Raw genomic sequence first — 16,289 nt, 5'->3', positions numbered from 1 at the left:
CACTCCTCTCAGTCGGCGGGGCTGTTCTCGCGCACGCCGCGGTAGATGCCCCACCGGACGATCCAGGGCATCACGACGTGCTCGACCGCCCAGGCCGGGAAGCGAAAGGCACGGCCGGTGGGGAAGAACACCTCCAGCCCGTCGGGTTGCGGCCCCACCAACGAACCCCACCGCCGGGTGGGCGCCCGGAAGTCACGTAACGGGCGTCCGGCCAACCAGGCGCGAATATTGCGGCTTAGCAATGCATCCCCGCGATTGCGGGCTGAACTGCGCAGCGGATCGGTGGCCGCCACGTCCCCGATCGCGAATACGTCGGCATGCCCGGGGACCTGCAGCTGGGGGGTCACCCGGACGAAGCCGTGCTCGTCGAGCAGTTCGGACGGCAGCCAGCCGGTATTGGGTCGTGCCCGCCCGATCGCCCAGAGCACGGCCGCGGCGACGGACGGGGCCTGCCCGGTGCTCCACCGGACCGGCTCATCGGTGATCACCTCCCCGGCGAAGCCGTCGGGAACCACGGCGCGGTGGCCGGGATGCAACCCCACCCCGAGTTCGAACAACCGGGCACGGACGCGTTTCCAGATCCGCGGGTGATACTCGCCCAGCGGGCGGTCGCCGGGAAAGTACAGGTCGACTTTCTTGTCCGGCCAGGTGGTGGCCAGATTGACGGCACTGCTGACCGCGGCGGCACCGCCGCCGACGACGATCACCGACTCGGCGTCCGCCAGCTGCCGGTGCGCCGCGTCGAGGTGTGCGGCGACCTCGGCAGGTGACTGCAATGTGGGTTGCCGCCAGAATCCGTTGCTGACCCCGGTCGAGATCACCAGTGCGTCGTACTTCTCGGTGACGGTGCTGCCATCCGCGCGCCGGGCGAAAACCGCCCGGGCGTCCAGGTCCACTCCGGTCAGTTCCGCTTGCACCGTCCGCACTCTGTCGAGTCGGCGGAACCGGTCGAACGGAATCCAGTAGTCCCGCGCCCAGTCCCCGGGGCGGGCCAGTCGAACCCCGAGTTCCTGACCGCTGACCAACCCGGGCTTGACCGAGATGCCGACCACATCGGCGTGCGGGGCCAGCCGGATCGCGGTCAACACGCCGACATCGCCCAGCCCCGCGACAACGACACGGTTGCGGCTCACGCCCGGGCTTTCGGAACCGGTCGGGGCACGAACCGCGGCACCCGGTCGATGACGTCCTGATAGTCCGGGCGGCGTTGCAGGCTGCGCTGCTCCATCATCGGGATGCTGGCGCCCAGGAACATGGCCAGGATCGCCATCGCGCCGAGGAACAACCACCACGCGTCCGACGGCGACGCGGCAACCCCGAACAGCGCAAGGGAGAACCAGAAACTGAACTCCCCGAAGTAGTTTGGATGCCTCGACCAGCTCCACAACCCGCGGGTCATCGCCTCGCCGGGACGCCGGTCGCGCGCGAAACGATGCAACTGCACGTCGGCGACGAGTTCGAGGGTTACCGCCGACATTCCGACGACGAACGCAAGGACCGTCAGCCACCGGATGCCGGTGCCGGGATGGGTCACGCAGACATAGACCGGCACGGTGGCCGCGAACACCTGCACGGTCGGGATGAGGTGGATCGCGACCAGGTCCACGACGAACTCCCAACGTCCGGCGCGCTCGCGGAACATCGGGTAGCGCCAGTCCTCGTGGTGCAGCCCGGGGAATCCGTAGACCCAGTTCGCCGTCAATCGCACGCCCCACCAGGTCATGACCACGGCGACCAACCAGCAGCGCAACTGGTCGACGCCGGGACCGGCCTGACTCCACCAGTAGAACGTCAGCAGCGGCGGGATGACGCTCCAGTACGCGTCGTAGAAGCTGGAATTGCCGAAGGCGCGACTGAAGGCGAACACCACCAGGGTGGCCAGCACGTCGGCGACGAAGGTGTCCAGCCAGAGTCGGCCGGTCGTCGGACCCCACGCCAGCCAGGCGGCGGCCGCGGCGACGGCGACCAAGTACGCGACGGCGATCAGCGCCAGTGAGCGCGTCTTGCTCACCGCCGAATCACCGCTGCGGCTGCGCATCTCGGTGGTGCTGATCCGAAGCCATCCGGTCTCCTCGCACACGGGGCCCGGGTGGTCCCGATCGGCAGAACTGTAACACGTTCTAGTGTTGCTGCCGGGGTTCGCTAGGGGACGGGGGACTCGTTCGTCACGGCCTGGTAGCCGCGGGCGCCGGCCCGGTCGACGGCGGCTTTCACCACGCCGAAGATCAGCCCCTGCAGTCCGGCGCCGAGCAGGGCGGCGCGCGTGGAGTTGCTGAGGTCCTTGGGATCCGGCGGTGCCTGGTCGTCGTTGCTGAAGCGCTTCCACACCTGGCTGAAAACAGCGCCGGCGAGAAGCCCTCCCGTCACGCTGGTGACGATCGACAACGGCATGTACAGCGTCTTGGACTTTGCGCTCATGACGATCCTTCGTTCTGGACTGGTAGGGGTCACATACCCCGCGACGACGCCGGTAAATCGGCGGCGCGGGTCGTCACTGCATCGGCACCGGTGCCGGACGGGACTCGGCGATGAACCGCTCGCCGAGGTCGTAGTCGTCGTCGGCGTTGTAGGTCAACACGCCGACCGTGGCACCGCCGGCTTCGTACCAGACGGTGAAACCGTCGGAATGCTCGACGAGGCGGCAGCGTTCGAAGCCGTCACCCCACGCGTGATACTTGACCGTCGCATCGCCGATCGACGTCCAAAAACCGGGCACCGCATCCCATTTCGCATCGTTGCCGGCCGCGGCGGCACCGGCTGCGGCACCCTGGTCATCCGCGTCCTGCCAGTGTTCGACGGCCAGGTGGCGTTCGGCCAGGGCGTGGCGTGCCAGAGCGACGTCGCCGGCGGCGAACACGCCGCGGACCGAGGTGGCCAGGTCGGTGCCGACGACGATGCGGTCGTCGCGCACGTCCAGGCCGGCTTCGGCGGCGATACCGCTCTGCGGAGCCACGCCGGTGGCCGCCAAGACCAGATCGCAGTCGATGGTGACGCCGTTGTCCAACCGCACCCCGGTGCGGGTGACTTCTTCGACGCTGACCCCGCCGACGTGCCGGGCACCGGTCTCGGCGACCAGCCCGGCCAGGCGTTCGGCGGCCTCCTTGCCGAGTCGGCGTTCCTGCGGAAGCGGTTCCGGCGCAACAAGAGTGACCGCCACGTTGCGCAGCGCCAGGGAAGCGGCGGCCTCACAGCCGATGAACCCCGACCCGATCACGACGGCGGAGTCGGCGCCTTCCGCGGCGGTGCGCAGCGCAGTTGCGTCGGCCAGTGACCGCAGCGGCAGCGCATACTCGGCGCCGGGAAAGGGCGGGGTCACCGGGGCGGCTCCGCACGCCAGCACCAGCGACTCGAACGGATAGCGCTGCTGACCGACATGGACGGCCCGCTCGGCGAGGTCGAGGCGGTCGACTCGCGCATCGAGGGTGAGGTCGATCGCCCGGTCACGGAACCACTGCACGGGGTGCAGCACGACGTCATCGGTCTCCCCGCGCAGGTATTCCTTGCTCAACGGCGGACGGAGGTAGGGCACATCGACGTCAGCGCTGAGAATTCGCACGGGTGTGTCGGGACGGTGTTCGCGAAACGACGCTGCCGCCGCGACTCCCGCCGGTCCGCTGCCTACGACGATCAATCCGAGGTCGGTCACCTCGCAGAGATACCCGCACCCGGTGAGCTCAACCGGGGGTGGCGGCAACCGAGCGCCTGGCCGCAGGTCGCGCCTATTCGGGCTGCTGCAACTGCAGCAACACCACCGCTCGGCCTTCGACGGTGATCTTGCCCTTGGGCGGGAGCGCGTCCGGCGACTCCACCCGGCCGGTGTCGACCGCCGTATCGAGCACCGGCAGCCAACTCGGCCCGAAATCGTCCGGGGGAAGGACGAATTCGATCGGCTCGTGGTGTGCGTTGAAGCACAGCACGAAAGAGTCGTCGGTGATTCGCTGGCCGCGCGAGTCGGTGCCCGGAATGCCGAGGCCGTTCAGGTACACCGCCACCGACTTGCCGAATCCGGAGTCCCAGTCCTCGTCGCTCATCTCCGAACCGTCGGGACGGAACCACGAAATGTCAGGTATGCCGGCGGAACCGCGGTGGCGCACCGGGGCGCCGGTGAAGAAACGCCGCCTGCGGAACACCGGGTGCTCGGCCCGCAGGGCGGTCACCATCCCGGTGAACTCGATCAGATCCTGGTCGGCATTGTCCCAGTTGATCCAGGTCAATTCGGAATCCTGGCAGAAGCCGTTGTTGTTCCCATGCTGCGTACGGCCGAGTTCATCACCGTGGCAGATCATCGGCACACCTTGCGACAGAATGGTTGTCGCCAGGAAGTTGCGTTGTTGCCGGGCGCGCAGCGCGTTGATTTCCGGATCCTCGGTGGGTCCCTCGGCGCCGCAGTTCCACGACCGATTGTGCGATTCGCCGTCGTTGTTGTCCTCGCCGTTGGCCTCGTTGTGTTTTTCGTTGTAGGACACCAGGTCTCGCAGGGTGAACCCGTCATGAGCGGTGACGAAGTTGATCGATGCGACCGGGCGGCGCGCGGTGTGCTCATAGAGGTCGGCCGAACCGGTGATCCGGGATGCGAACTCGCTGAGGATGGCGTCCTCGCCGCGCCAGAAGTCGCGAATGGTGTCGCGGTACTTGCCGTTCCATTCGGTCCACTGCGGCGGGAAGTTGCCCACTTGGTAACCCCCCGGACCGACATCCCACGGTTCGGCGATCAGCTTGACCTGGCTGACGATCGGGTCCTGCTGCACCAGTTCGAAGAACGCCGACAGGCGGTCGACGTCGTAGAACTCACGAGCCAGTGTGGACGCCAGATCGAAGCGGAATCCGTCGACATGCATCTCGGTGACCCAGTACCGCAACGAATCCATGATCAGTTGCAGGGTGTGCGGGTGGCCGACGTTCAGGCTGTTGCCGGTGCCGGTGTAGTCCATGTAGTACTGCTTGTCGTCGTCGACCAGACGGTAGTAGGCGGCGTTGTCGATGCCGCGCATGGACAGCGTGGGACCGAGGTGGTTGCCCTCAGCGGTGTGGTTGTAGACGACATCGAGGATCACCTCGATGTTGGCCTCGTGCAACGCGCGGACCATCGCCTTGAACTCCTGAACCTGACCGCCGGGTGTGTTGCTCGCGGTGTATTTGAAGTCGGGGGCGAAGAATCCAATTGTGTTGTAGCCCCAGTAATTCGACAGGCCCTTGTCGATCAGTGTCGAGTCGTTGGCGAAATGGTGCACCGGCATCAGTTCGATGGCGTTGACGCCGAGATTGGTCAGGTGCTCGATGATCGCGGGATGCGCGATCGCCGAATAGGTGCCGCGAATGCGCTCCGGAATGGCGGGGTGCGTCTGCGTCAGGCCTTTGACATGCGCCTCGTAGATGACGGAGTCGGCGTACTCATGGCCGGGCGGACGGTCCACCCCCCAGTCGAAGTACGGGTTGATCACCACCGATTTGGGCATGTTGGCCGCCGAGTCGTCGTCGTTGCGGCTGTCCGGATCACCGAAGTTGTAGCTGAACAGCGACTGGTCCCACTGGAATGAGCCGTCGATGGCCTTCGAATACGGGTCGACCAGCAGCTTGTTCGGGTTGCAGCGCTGGCCGTTGCCCGGATCGTAGGGACCGTGGACCCGGTAGCCGTACCGCTGACCGGGCTGCACGCTGGGTAGAAAGCCGTGCCAGATGAATCCGTCGACTTCGGGGAGCGCGATCCTGGTTTCGGCGCCGTCGTCGTCGAACAGGCAGAGTTCGACCCGCTCGGCTACCTCGCTGAAGACGGCGAAGTTGGTGCCGGACCCGTCGTAGGTGGCACCCAGTGGGTAGGCCTTGCCCGGCCAGACTTCGGGCCGGTCACCGTCGGTTGCCGATCCCTGCGGACTGCCATTACTCACTATCGTGCCTCCTGGGATTGTCGGGGGCCCGATCCGAACCGCGACCTGCGCCTGTTTTCCCCCTGTCGGGGCGGCTTAAGCATGAGATGTCTCTCAGTTCCGCCGGCGGGGCAGCGACGTCGGGGACAGCCGGGTCCTGCGGTCGAACTTGCCTGGGCACAACCGGTTTCGCGGACCGAACGGTCAACGGCGGGGTTGCGACACGATCACGGACGTATACCTATTGCCTGCTCATTGGTCACAAGGGTCACATCGCTCACTATCGTCACATCATCCCGTGCGGACGTCAATTCAGCGTCCGACCCCTGAAAGGTGTGACATGTCGGCGATTCCTCGCTTTGTCTCGGTATCGCTGGCGGCCACGGCCGCTGTCGGGCTGATCCTGCCGATCAGCCTCGCGCCCGGCCTGGCTCCCACGGCGCACGCGTTGCCGTGCAGCGCACCGGAGGCAAACGTCCCGCCGCCGGCCAACGCGGTGGTGACCAACCCCGGTGGCAAGGTGCTCGGCCCGCTCAACAAGCGACCCCGGGGCGCGAACGACCGTGCGCCGCTGCCCAGGGTGGGACCGCTGCAGCGGACCCAGCAACCGGGGCAGCGATACTCCGCGCCACTCCAGCAGCAGGCGCGGGTGCCGAACGCCGCTCCGGCGCCGCCCGCCCCGGCCCCGCCGGCCGCGGCCCAGCAGCCCCCGGCCGGGGAGATCGCCCCCGAAGCCGCACCGCCGCCGAATCCGGCACCGGCCCCGGAAGCCGCTCCAGCGCCGGGAGCGCCGGATGCGATGGGCGCGCTCGGCGGGTCCAACACCTCGCTCGTCGAGTGGGTGACCGGTCCGGAAGGCCCCAACAAGACTCTCGAGCGCTTCGGCATTTCCGGGACCGACCTCGGAATCCTCTGGGACAACGGCGATCCCGCCAACCATCAGGTGCTGATGGCCTTCGGCGACACCTTCGGCTACTGCGCCGTCAAGGGCGACCAGTGGCGCTACAACGTGCTGTTCCGCAGTAACGACCAGGACCTGTCCCACGGGCTGCATGTGAGCACCGGCGACCCGTCCAATCGGTACGCCGGTTCACCGACCCAGCAGCCCGGCTTCTCCCGACAGGTCATCAACAGCATCAAGTACGCCAAGGAAGAGACCGGCATCATCCCGACCGCCGCCATCTCGGTCGGCAAAACCCAGTACATCAACTTCATGTCCATCAGGGACTGGGGCCGCGACGGGGAGTGGTGGACGAACTATTCCGGCATCGCCATGTCCACCGACAACGGCCAGACCTGGTCGGTGTACCCCGGCACCATCCGGGCCAACGGGCCCGACGCCGCGCGGGTGCCCTACGTGGAGGGCAACGAGAACTTCCAGATGGGGGCGTACGTCAAGGGCGGGGACGGCTATCTGTATTCGTTCGGCACGCCCAACGGGCGCGGCGGCGCGGCGCACCTGTCGCGGGTGCAACCACGTTTCATCCCCGATCTCACCAAATATGAGTACTGGAACGGTGATTCGAACTCCTGGGTACCGAACAAGCCGTCGGCGGCCACACCGGTGATCCCAGGGCCGGTGGCCGAAATGTCGGCGCAGTACAACACCTATCTCAAGCAGTACCTGGTGATGTACACCAATGGCGCCAACGACGTGGTGGCGCGGACCGCGCCGACACCGCAGGGCCCCTACAGTCCCGAGCATCTGCTGGTGTCGAGCTTTCAGATGCCCGGTGGGGTCTACGCACCGATGATGCATCCGTGGTCGACCGGCAAGGATGTCTACTTCAACCTCTCGCTGTGGTCGGCATACGACGTGATGCTGATGCACACCACGCTGGGCTGAGCGAGTCAGGGCGCGAGCGGTCGATTCGTCCATTCCCGGCCCGCCCGCCGCGAGGACCGGAACCAGCCGCCGGCCGCGCCGGTGCCGCCGTCGGTGGGGATGGTGTGGCCGGTGACGAACGCGGAGAGGTCTGAGGCCAGGAACAGGATCACCCGCGCCTGATCGTCGGGCACACCCATCCGCCCGACCGGAACCCACTGCGGCCACTGGGTCTGCTCGGCGGCGGACAGCCACTGCGAGTAGGGCACCTGCAGTGACTCGGTGACGTCAGGGCCGATGGCGTTGACCCGGATGCCGTCGCGGCCTACCTGTACCGCCAGACTGCGGGTGAATTGGACGACTGCGGCTTTGAAGGCGGCGTACACCGGATCCTCGGGGTAACCGCGCAGACCCTCGACCGACGATACGTTGACGATCGCACCGGCCTGCTGGTCGATCATCGCCGGCAGGAACGCGCGGGTGACCAGGAAGACGTGGTGCAGGTTCACCCGGTAGAGCTCGTCCCACAGTTGCGGGTCGGTGCCCGCGAAGCTGCCCGGGTGCCGTACCCAGTGCCCGACATTGTTGACCAGCACATCCAACCGGCCGTAGTGCTGGAGCACGGTTGCCGCCAGCGCGCTGACCTGATCGGCTTCTCGCACGTCGGCCGTCACCGCGTGGGCGTCGATGTCGGCGGCGACCTGCTCACTGCGATCGGGGTCGATGTCAGCGATCACCACCTGCGCGCCGTGGGCGGCGAACAGCCGCGAGGTGGCCGCGCCGATGCCACTGCCGCCGCCGGTGATCAGGGCTACCCGGCCGGCGAGCAACCGGCCGCTCTGCGCTGCCTGATCCATGGGTACATCCTGGGTCACGGCGGCGGGGGTGATGCGCGGTGTTGGTCAGTCCTTGCCGCGGGGCGGTGGCTGTACCTCGACGCCGCTCTTCTTGTCTTCGGGTCCGGCGTCGGGGTGCTCGGCGGGTACCCGGTCCCGGAACCGGCCGGCCTCGCTGGCTTGCTGATCCGGGGTGGATCGGTTCTCGCTGCGGTACGGGCCGGGCTTCGGCCGCGGCTTACCGCCGGGCAGAGCCAGCCGAAAGATAGTGCGGTGCACCGTAAACCACTGCTTGGAGAACCGCCCGGTGTTGTAGGGCAGTTCGTAGCGTTCGCAGATGTCCTTGATCTTCGGTGCGATCTCGGAGTACCGGCTGGCCGGCATGTCCGGGTAGAGATGGTGCTCCACCTGGTAGCCGAGGTTGCCGCTGATCACGTGGAACAGCGGGCTGCCGTCAATGTTGGCGGCGCCGACGAGTTGGCGTAGGTACCACTCGCCACGGGTTTCGTCCTCGACTTCTTCTTCGCTGAATGTATAAGTCTGGTCGGGGAAATGCCCGCAGAAGATGATGGCGTGCGCCCAGACATTGCGGATGATATTGGCCAGCGCGTCGGCGGCCAGGGTACGCAGATAGGTGCTCTCTGCCCCGGGCAGTACTTTGTCCAGGAACGTCGCCGTGCCGCCCAGGCGGCTGGTGCCGGGGAGCTTGCGCAGGCGGCGGCCGAGGCGGGACTGCGCGGGCTGATCCAGGCGCCCACCGGAGGCGAGTTGCACCAGCGCAAAGGCGCCGGCGCTGATCAAAGGCCAGCCGATGTAGTCCTTGATGACCTGCGAACGCACTTTGACCCCAATGCCTTTGAGGTCTTTACGTACCTCTGACCATGGCTTCTCCCGGGCCCGGATCGCTTCGATGTCCATGTCGTGCACCGCCACGCCCCACTCGAACAACAGCGTGAGCAACAAGTTGTAGAGCGGTTGTCCCAGGAAATAGGGCCGCCATTCCTGGTGGGGATCGATCCGCATGATCTCGTAGCCGAGATCCTTGTCCTTGCCGCGGATGTTGGTGAAGGTGTGGTGAATGTAGTTGTGCGAGTGCTTCCACGATTCCGCGGTGGAGGCGGTGTCCCAGTCCCATTTGGAAGAGTGGATATCGGGGTCGTTCATCCAGTCCCACTGCCCGTGCATGACATTGTGACCGATTTCCATGTTCTCCAGGATCTTGGCCATACCGAGGCAGGCGGTGCCCAGCACCCACGCGGTCCGTGACCGCGAAGCCAACAGCAGCACCCGGCCGACGACGACGATCTGGCGTTGCGCGGTGATGACGGACTTGATGTAGCGGCGATCGCGCTCGCCGAGGTCGGCGAACACCTCGTCGTGAATGGCATCGAGTTCTTTGCCGAGCTTTTCCCGTTCTTGTTCGCTCAGATGGGCGAACGGGCTTTGCGAGCGTTCCATAGTTGAGGTCACTTCGAGTTCCTTTCGATCACAGTTCGAGTTCGACGTCGCCCTCGGCGCTGTTGATGCAGATCCTGACGTCCTGTCCGGTGGGTTCGCTGACCTCGCCGGAGCGCAGGTCGCGTAGCTTGCCCGATTTCAGCGTCCCGACGCAGGTGTGGCAGATGCCGATTCGGCACCCGTGGTCGAGTTCCAGTCCGGCGTTCTCCCCGGCTTCCAAAATCGATGTGCCGCCGTCACATTCGACCTTCTTGTCGCTCTTGAGGAAGCAGACCTCGCCGCCCTCGCCGTCACCGGCGTCGCCCCCGATCTTCGGCTGGAACCGTTCGTAGTGGAGGCGATCAGGATCGCCGTTCTCCTCCCAGTGTTCGATGAGCGCGTCGAGCATCTCCTCCGGTCCGGAGCAGAAAGCCTCACGCTCACGCCAGTCGGGAACCTCCTCGTCCAGGTCGCCGGGTTCGAGTCGGCCACGGTCCCCGGTCAGGCGGATGTCCAGGCGCATCTGCTCGTGTCGGTCGTCGAGCTCCTCCAGGACCGACAGGAACATCACCTGCTCGCGGGTACGTGCGGAATGGATGTGCACCACGTCGCCCAGTTGGTCGCGCCGGTCGAGGCTGCGCAGCATGCTCATGATCGGGGTGATGCCGCTGCCGGCGCTGATGAACAGCATCTTCTCGGGCAACGGGTCGGGCAGCGTAAACACGCCCTCGATCTCGCTGAGCCGTACCAGTTCGCCGGGTTGAATTTTTTCCACCAGGTAGGGCGACACGACGCCGCTGTCCACTTTCTTCGGGGTGACACTGATCAACCCGTCGGCAGGCTCGGGATCCGAGGTCAGCGAATATGCTCGCCAGTGGTAGACGCCGTCGATCACCAGGCCGAGTCGTACGTACTGCCCGGGCTTGTGACCCGGCCATTCGTAGCCCGGCCGGATCAGGATGCTCGCCGCTTCCGAACCCTGTTTCTCGACCCGCTCGACCTTTCCGCGCAGCTCCTTCGTCGTCCAAAGCGGGTTGATCATCTCGATGTAATCGTCGGGCTGTAGCGGCTTGAACAGATTCCGCACAGCTTTGAGGAACAGACGACGGCCGCGGGGTACTTGAGGCTGAGCTCCACGTTCTGCCATTGGTCCAATAGTACACAGTTGTTCACTGAAAACCAGTAGGCCCTCAAAACTGTTGGGGCACAACATGAATGCATACAAGAACTGGACGCGAAAAATCGCAGGCGTTCACCGACTACCTGCTGGGGCTGAGCAGGATGCGCCTGGCGTCTGCGGCTGCATGACCGCAACCGCCATGCCCCGTCCGCGCGCGGCTCAAACCTCCGGAGTCAAACTTTCTGCACCGATACGCGCCTGATGCGACGACGGGCCGTCGGCCCTGCGCCCCGGTTGGGCGGTCGAATGGACCTCGCCGGCAGCCGCGCCCCACGTCCGTGACGGTCACAATGCCGGGTTTGCCGAGCCCTGGGGCAGGCTACTATGCCGCCATGCCGCTCGACGAAGGCTCGACCTTTGCTGGATACACCATTGTCCGGCAACTCGGGTCCGGCGGTATGGGCGAGGTTTACCTGGCGAAACACCCCCGACTGCCGCGCCAGGACGCCCTGAAGGTGGTCAAGGCCGATGTTTCGGCCGACCGGGAATACCGGGAGCGGTTTCACCGGGAGGCTGAAACAGCCGCCGCCCTGTGGCACCCCCACATCGTCGCCGTGCACGACCGCGGCGAAACCGACGGTCAGCTGTGGATCGACATGGACTACGTCGACGGGACCGATGCCGGTGCGCTGCTCGACGAGCGGTATCCGAACGGTATGCCAGGTCCCGAGGTGGTCGAGATCATCACCGCGGTGGCTGAGGCGCTCGATTACGCCCACGAGCACAGGATGATTCACCGCGACGTCAAGCCGGCCAACATGCTTATCGCGCAGCCCGACTCACCGGACCGACGGATATTGCTGGCCGATTTCGGGATCGCCGGACTGGTGGGCGAGTCGACCGGTCTGACTGCGACCAACATGACGGTGGGGACCGTCGCCTACGCGGCGCCGGAACAACTCATGGGCAACGACCTCGACGGCCGGGCCGATCAGTATGCCCTGGCGGCGTCGGCCTATCAGCTGCTCACCGGGACACCGCCGTTTCAGCATTCGAACCCCGCCGTGGTGATCAGCCAGCATCTCACCGCGGCACCTCCGCCGATAGGGGAGCGCCGTCCCTCCCTGGCCGATCTGGATCCGGTCTTCAGCAAGGCGCTGTCCAAGGATCCCAAGGACCGCTACCTACGTTGCATCGATTTCGCACGGGCGCTCGGCCACCATCTCGGTGACACCGGCGACGCCGACGAAACCAACGTGTCGCTGCCCGCAGTGACGGCGCCACCGCGCCGGTCGCTGTTGCGGCCCGCCGTTGTCATCCCGGGGGTGTTGGCGATTCTGTTGGTCATCGCCGTCGTCTTCGCGTTGCAGGAGTTTCTGCGTGCCGACGAAGAAGAGCGGGCGGCGACGGCCGCGCAAACCACGACCACCACCAGTGCCAACGCCACGCCGACGCCGTCGGCAGCTGCCCCGCCCGAGTTGCCCTTCGTCGCCATCGGTGCCGAATGCGCCCTGCTCGGCGGCGAGGGTCAGACCACCGCCCGGGTCAAGGCGTACTGCTCCCCGTTGCAGGGCAGCAACAAAGAAACCGGCATCTGGTCGCTGACCGAAGGCCCGGTGGCCAGTCCCACCGCCACCTCTGCGCCGGGACCGGGCGAAACAGCGCTACCCAGTGAGCAGGAGACACCGGTCCAGGTGTGCGTACAGCAGACCGGGCAGACCCGATTGCAATGCCTGGAGGACATTCGCCGCGGCAGCGTCCCACCGCGCCGCTAACCGAATGCGCCTACCGCGGCGGACCACCTGCGCCCCGGATATTCAGCAGGGATAAACGGTCGCGGAACGCCCGCGGCGGCGCCCAACTCACGCCGAGTCGGTCGGTAACACATATTTGACGCCTTCCTTCTTTAAATGACCACCGTGCCGATACAGTTGGGTGCGATGACCCAGACAGCTGCCCCACCTGTGCTGACCGTGCGTTATGACGGAGCCGAACGCACCTTCGCCGCAGGCCACGATGTAGTCATTGGGCGTGATCTACGCGCGGACGTCCGCGTGGCGCACCCCCTCATCTCCCGCGTGCACCTGTTGTTGCGCTTTGACCAGGGTCGATGGGTCGCCATCGACAATGGCAGCCTCAACGGGCTGTACGTCAACAACCGCCGCGTGCCGGTGGTCGACGTCCAGGACGGACAGCGCATCAACATCGGCAACCCCGATGGCCCGGCGCTGGAGTTCGAAGTCGGCCGCCGTAGCCAGGGTTCGGTGGGTCGCCCACCCCCGACGACGGCGATGGCGATACCGTCCCGGCCCAGCGGGCCCATCCCCGCGCAGGGCCCGCCACCGTCCGGAGCCAACTGGGGGCAACAACAGGCCCCGTCGACCCAGCGGATTCCGTCTGCGCCGCCGTCGGGACAGCCCCGTTACCCGTCGGGGCCGCAACCGATGCCGCCGCAACAGAGCGGGCCGCAGATCTATCGTCCCGCGGCGGCGCAGCAGCCGCCGCCGGTGATCGGCCGCACGGCCGACGTGGGCGGCCGGACGTCGATGATGAAGATCCTGCGGCCGGGCAAGGCCGGGGGCGACCTGCCGCCGAACGCGATCAAGATCGGTCGCGCCGACGACAACGACATCGTCATTCCCGAGGTGCTGGCATCGCGCCACCACGCGACGCTGATCCCGTCCGCCAATGGCGTTGAGATCCGTGACAACCGCAGTATCAACGGGACATTCGTCAACGGCACCCGGGTCGAATCCGCGATCTTGCGCGACGGCGACGTCGTCACCATCGGAAACATCGACCTCGTCTTCGCCAACGGCGCTCTCTCACGTCGCGAAGAGAGCCTGCTGGAGACCCGTACCGGCGGCCTCGATGTGCGCGGGGTGACGTGGACCATCGAGGGCAACAAGACGCTGCTGGACAATATCTCGCTCACCGCACGGCCGGGAATGCTCACCGCCGTCATCGGACCCTCGGGTGCCGGCAAGTCGACCTTCGCCAAGCTGGTGGCCGGGTATACCCACCCGACCAGCGGCACGGTCGCCTTCGAGGGCCACAACGTGCACTCCGAATACGCCTCGCTGCGCAGCAGGATCGGCATGGTGCCGCAGGACGACGTGGTGCACGGTCAGCTGACCGTACGGCAGGCGCTGATGTATGCCGCCGAGCTGCGGCTGCCGCCGGACACCACCAAAGAGGACCGCGAACAGGTGGTCGCCCGGGTCCTCGAGGAACTCGAGATGACCAAGCACCTCGAGACGCGGGTAGACAAGCTGTCCGGCGGTCAGCGCAAACGCGCCTCGGTGGCGCTGGAACTGCTCACCGGCCCGTCGCTGCTGATCCTCGACGAACCGACCTCGGGCCTGGACCCGGCGCTGGACCGCCAGGTCATGACCATGCTGCGGCAGTTGGCCGACGCCGGGCGTGTGGTGCTGGTCGTCACTCACTCGCTGACCTATCTGGACGTGTGTGACCAGGTGTTGCTGCTGGCGCCGGGCGGCAAGACCGCATTCTGCGGGCCGCCCAGCCAGATCGGTCCGGCCATGGGCACGACGAACTGGGCCGACATCTTCAGCACCGTCGCCGAGGACCCGGACGGCGCCAAGGCCCGGTACCTGGAACGGAACGGCCCGCCGCCCCCGGCGCCACCGGTGGAAAAACCCGCGGAGTTGGGCGAGGCGGCGCATACCAGCCTGCTTCGACAGTTCTCCACGATTGCCCGACGGCAACTGCGGTTGATCATCTCCGACCGCGGCTACTTCATCTTCCTGGCGATACTGCCGTTCATCATGGGTTCGCTGTCCATGTCGGTGCCCGGTGATGTCGGTTTCGGTACACCGAACCCGACCGGCGATGCACCGACCGAGCCGGCCCAGATCCTGGTGCTGCTGAACGTCGGCGCGGTCTTCATGGGCACGGCACTGACCATTCGCGACCTGATCGGTGAGCGGGCGATCTTCCTGCGTGAACAGGCAGTAGGTCTGTCCACCACCGCATATCTGCTGGCCAAGGTGTGCGTCTACACGATATTCGCGCTGGTCCAGTCGGCGATCGTCACGGTGATCGCGCTCATCGGCAAGGGCGGCCCGACCAAGGGCGCTGTCCTGCTGAGTCCGCCGGCTTTCGAACTCTACGTCGACATCGCGGCGACCACCGTCGCGTCGGCGATGCTGGGGTTGGTGTTGTCCTCGCTGGCCAAGACCAGCGAGCAGATCATGCCGCTGCTCGTCGTCGCGGTGATGTCGCAGCTGGTGTTCTCGGGCGGCATGATCCCGGTCACCGGCCGCATCGGGCTCGATCAGATGTCCTGGGTCACCCCGGCCCGGTGGGGTTTCGCGGCTTCGGCGTCAACGGTCAATTTGACAGAACTGTCGCACCTTCCGCAGATCCCCAGGGATTCACACTGGAAGCACACGGTGGGTGCCTGGTCGTTGGATATGGGCATGTTGGTGCTGCTCAGCGTCTTCTACCTCGGCTTCGTGCGCTGGAAGATCCGGCTGAAGAGCGGCTGATCACCCCGCCGTCTGCGCGCGGGTGTCGATGACGCGCTGCGCGATGTCAATGAGCTTGGAATTGCTCTCCTGCGACAACGCGCGCAGCATCTCGAAGGCACGCACGTCGTCGACGTTGTAGCGCTCCATGATGATGCCTTTGGCCTGCCCGATGCGGTCGCGGCTGGATAACGCGGTCTGCATGTTCTCGTCGTGGCGGCCGGCCAGGATCGCCGCGGCAGCGTGCGCCGCCAGCACGGTGCCGACGGTCTCCGCTTCGGCATCCCATACCCCGGGCGCAAACCCGAACAGGTTCAGCGCGCCCGCCGTGCGCTCCGCGGTGTAGAGCTTGAACGAGAGTCCGCTGCGCACGCCGAGTTCCAGCGCGGCCGGCGAGTATTTCGGCCAGCGCTGTTCGGTCTGGAAATCATCGGTCCGCACGATGGTGTCCTGCAGCGCGGCCTGATAGCAGGGGCCTTCTTGGAATCGGTGTTGGAGATCGTCGAGCTTCCCGGGCAGATCGCTGAAATCGCCGAGCGACTCGAACTTGCCGCTGCCATGGACCAGCAGAATTCCGGCGGTATCTGCCCCGGGTATCAACTCGACCGCGGTGGCGGTGACGTTCGCCAGGATCTGCTCGACGGAGCTCGGGGTGGCCAGGGTCCGGGCCAACTCGGCCATCCGCACGGCCAGTTCGTGTTTGTCCAGGATCATGCG

Annotated in this window: 12 protein-coding genes; 3 read left to right on the top strand and 9 right to left on the bottom strand. The window is 66.3% G+C overall.

The genetic code is table 11. The features are described from left to right. Positions 1 to 8: 8 nt before the first annotated feature. The 5 genes from AC5Y6Y_RS03255 to glgX form a co-directional block, all read right to left on the bottom strand. On the bottom strand, positions 9 to 1,133 hold the full coding sequence (locus AC5Y6Y_RS03255) for an FAD-dependent oxidoreductase (RefSeq protein WP_499918629.1): 1,125 nt from the start codon (positions 1,131 to 1,133) through the stop codon (positions 9 to 11). Then, a complete protein-coding gene (locus tag AC5Y6Y_RS03250) occupies positions 1,130 to 2,038 on the bottom strand; it encodes a DUF1295 domain-containing protein (protein WP_499918661.1) in 909 nt (302 codons plus the stop codon). The genes AC5Y6Y_RS03255 and AC5Y6Y_RS03250 overlap by 4 nt, the downstream gene beginning before the upstream one ends. 104 nt (positions 2,039 to 2,142) lie before the next feature. Beyond that, on the bottom strand, positions 2,143 to 2,418 hold the full coding sequence (locus AC5Y6Y_RS03245; protein ID WP_463825337.1) for a DUF4235 domain-containing protein: 276 nt from the start codon (positions 2,416 to 2,418) through the stop codon (positions 2,143 to 2,145). A gap of 73 nt (positions 2,419 to 2,491) precedes the next feature. Further along, entirely contained in the window at positions 2,492 to 3,646 is a 1,155-nt protein-coding gene (locus AC5Y6Y_RS03240) for an NAD(P)/FAD-dependent oxidoreductase (RefSeq protein WP_499918631.1), read from the bottom strand. Positions 3,647 to 3,719: 73 nt separating this feature from the next. Continuing rightward, positions 3,720 to 5,885 (bottom strand): glycogen debranching protein GlgX, encoded by a 2,166-nt coding sequence (gene glgX / locus AC5Y6Y_RS03235; protein ID WP_499918633.1) that lies wholly within the window; start codon positions 5,883 to 5,885, stop codon positions 3,720 to 3,722. 319 nt (positions 5,886 to 6,204) lie between these two features. Between glgX and AC5Y6Y_RS03230 the strand changes: the two genes are divergently transcribed. Next, positions 6,205 to 7,710 (top strand): glycoside hydrolase family 183 protein, encoded by a 1,506-nt coding sequence (locus AC5Y6Y_RS03230; protein ID WP_463825340.1) that lies wholly within the window; start codon positions 6,205 to 6,207, stop codon positions 7,708 to 7,710. A 5-nt stretch (positions 7,711 to 7,715) separates the two neighbouring features. On the opposite strand, the gene AC5Y6Y_RS03225 is transcribed toward AC5Y6Y_RS03230, so the two are convergent. The 3 genes from AC5Y6Y_RS03225 to AC5Y6Y_RS03215 are packed head-to-tail and all read right to left on the bottom strand — an operon-like array spanning position 7,716 to position 11,109. Further along, positions 7,716 to 8,546 (bottom strand): SDR family NAD(P)-dependent oxidoreductase, encoded by an 831-nt coding sequence (locus AC5Y6Y_RS03225; RefSeq protein ID WP_499918635.1) that lies wholly within the window; start codon positions 8,544 to 8,546, stop codon positions 7,716 to 7,718. Between the two features lie 45 nt (positions 8,547 to 8,591). Continuing rightward, positions 8,592 to 9,983, bottom strand: coding sequence for a fatty acid desaturase family protein (locus tag AC5Y6Y_RS03220; protein ID WP_463825467.1), 1,392 nt, complete (start codon positions 9,981 to 9,983; stop codon positions 8,592 to 8,594). A 28-nt stretch (positions 9,984 to 10,011) separates the two neighbouring features. Next, entirely contained in the window at positions 10,012 to 11,109 is a 1,098-nt protein-coding gene (locus AC5Y6Y_RS03215) for a ferredoxin reductase (protein WP_463825342.1), read from the bottom strand. Between the two features lie 365 nt (positions 11,110 to 11,474). Here AC5Y6Y_RS03215 and AC5Y6Y_RS03210 point away from each other — a divergent pair, with 365 nt between their 5' ends. Together AC5Y6Y_RS03210 and AC5Y6Y_RS03205 are read left to right on the top strand one after the other, a co-directional pair. Then, the gene (locus AC5Y6Y_RS03210) at positions 11,475 to 12,857 is read left to right on the top strand and encodes a serine/threonine-protein kinase (RefSeq protein WP_499918636.1); all 1,383 of its coding nucleotides are present in this window, start codon (positions 11,475 to 11,477) and stop codon (positions 12,855 to 12,857) included. A 165-nt stretch (positions 12,858 to 13,022) separates the two neighbouring features. Further along, positions 13,023 to 15,593: an FHA domain-containing protein gene (locus AC5Y6Y_RS03205; RefSeq protein WP_463825344.1), complete on the top strand. Its 2,571-nt coding sequence runs from the start codon at positions 13,023 to 13,025 to the stop codon at positions 15,591 to 15,593. Here AC5Y6Y_RS03205 and AC5Y6Y_RS03200 read toward each other — a convergent pair whose 3' ends face one another. Further along, entirely contained in the window at positions 15,594 to 16,286 is a 693-nt protein-coding gene (locus tag AC5Y6Y_RS03200; protein ID WP_463825345.1) for a GAF and ANTAR domain-containing protein, read from the bottom strand. It abuts the gene before it with no gap. Positions 16,287 to 16,289 lie beyond the last annotated feature (3 nt).

Source organism: Mycobacterium sp. NGS24, assembly GCF_059813065.1.
This window is presented reverse-complemented; position numbering and strand designations above follow the sequence as displayed.

Coding starts and splice junctions, on each gene's coding strand:
- AC5Y6Y_RS03205 (WP_463825344.1), top strand. CDS start 13,023: ATGACCCAGACAGCTGCCCCACCTGTGCTGACCGTGCGTTATGACGGA.
- AC5Y6Y_RS03230 (WP_463825340.1), top strand. CDS start 6,205: ATGTCGGCGATTCCTCGCTTTGTCTCGGTATCGCTGGCGGCCACGGCC.
- AC5Y6Y_RS03250 (WP_499918661.1), bottom strand. CDS start 2,038: ATGCGCAGCCGCAGCGGTGATTCGGCGGTGAGCAAGACGCGCTCACTG.
- AC5Y6Y_RS03215 (WP_463825342.1), bottom strand. CDS start 11,109: ATGGCAGAACGTGGAGCTCAGCCTCAAGTACCCCGCGGCCGTCGTCTG.
- AC5Y6Y_RS03225 (WP_499918635.1), bottom strand. CDS start 8,546: ATGGATCAGGCAGCGCAGAGCGGCCGGTTGCTCGCCGGCCGGGTAGCC.
- AC5Y6Y_RS03210 (WP_499918636.1), top strand. CDS start 11,475: ATGCCGCTCGACGAAGGCTCGACCTTTGCTGGATACACCATTGTCCGG.
- AC5Y6Y_RS03220 (WP_463825467.1), bottom strand. CDS start 9,983: ATGGAACGCTCGCAAAGCCCGTTCGCCCATCTGAGCGAACAAGAACGG.
- AC5Y6Y_RS03245 (WP_463825337.1), bottom strand. CDS start 2,418: ATGAGCGCAAAGTCCAAGACGCTGTACATGCCGTTGTCGATCGTCACC.
- AC5Y6Y_RS03200 (WP_463825345.1), bottom strand. CDS start 16,286: ATGATCCTGGACAAACACGAACTGGCCGTGCGGATGGCCGAGTTGGCC.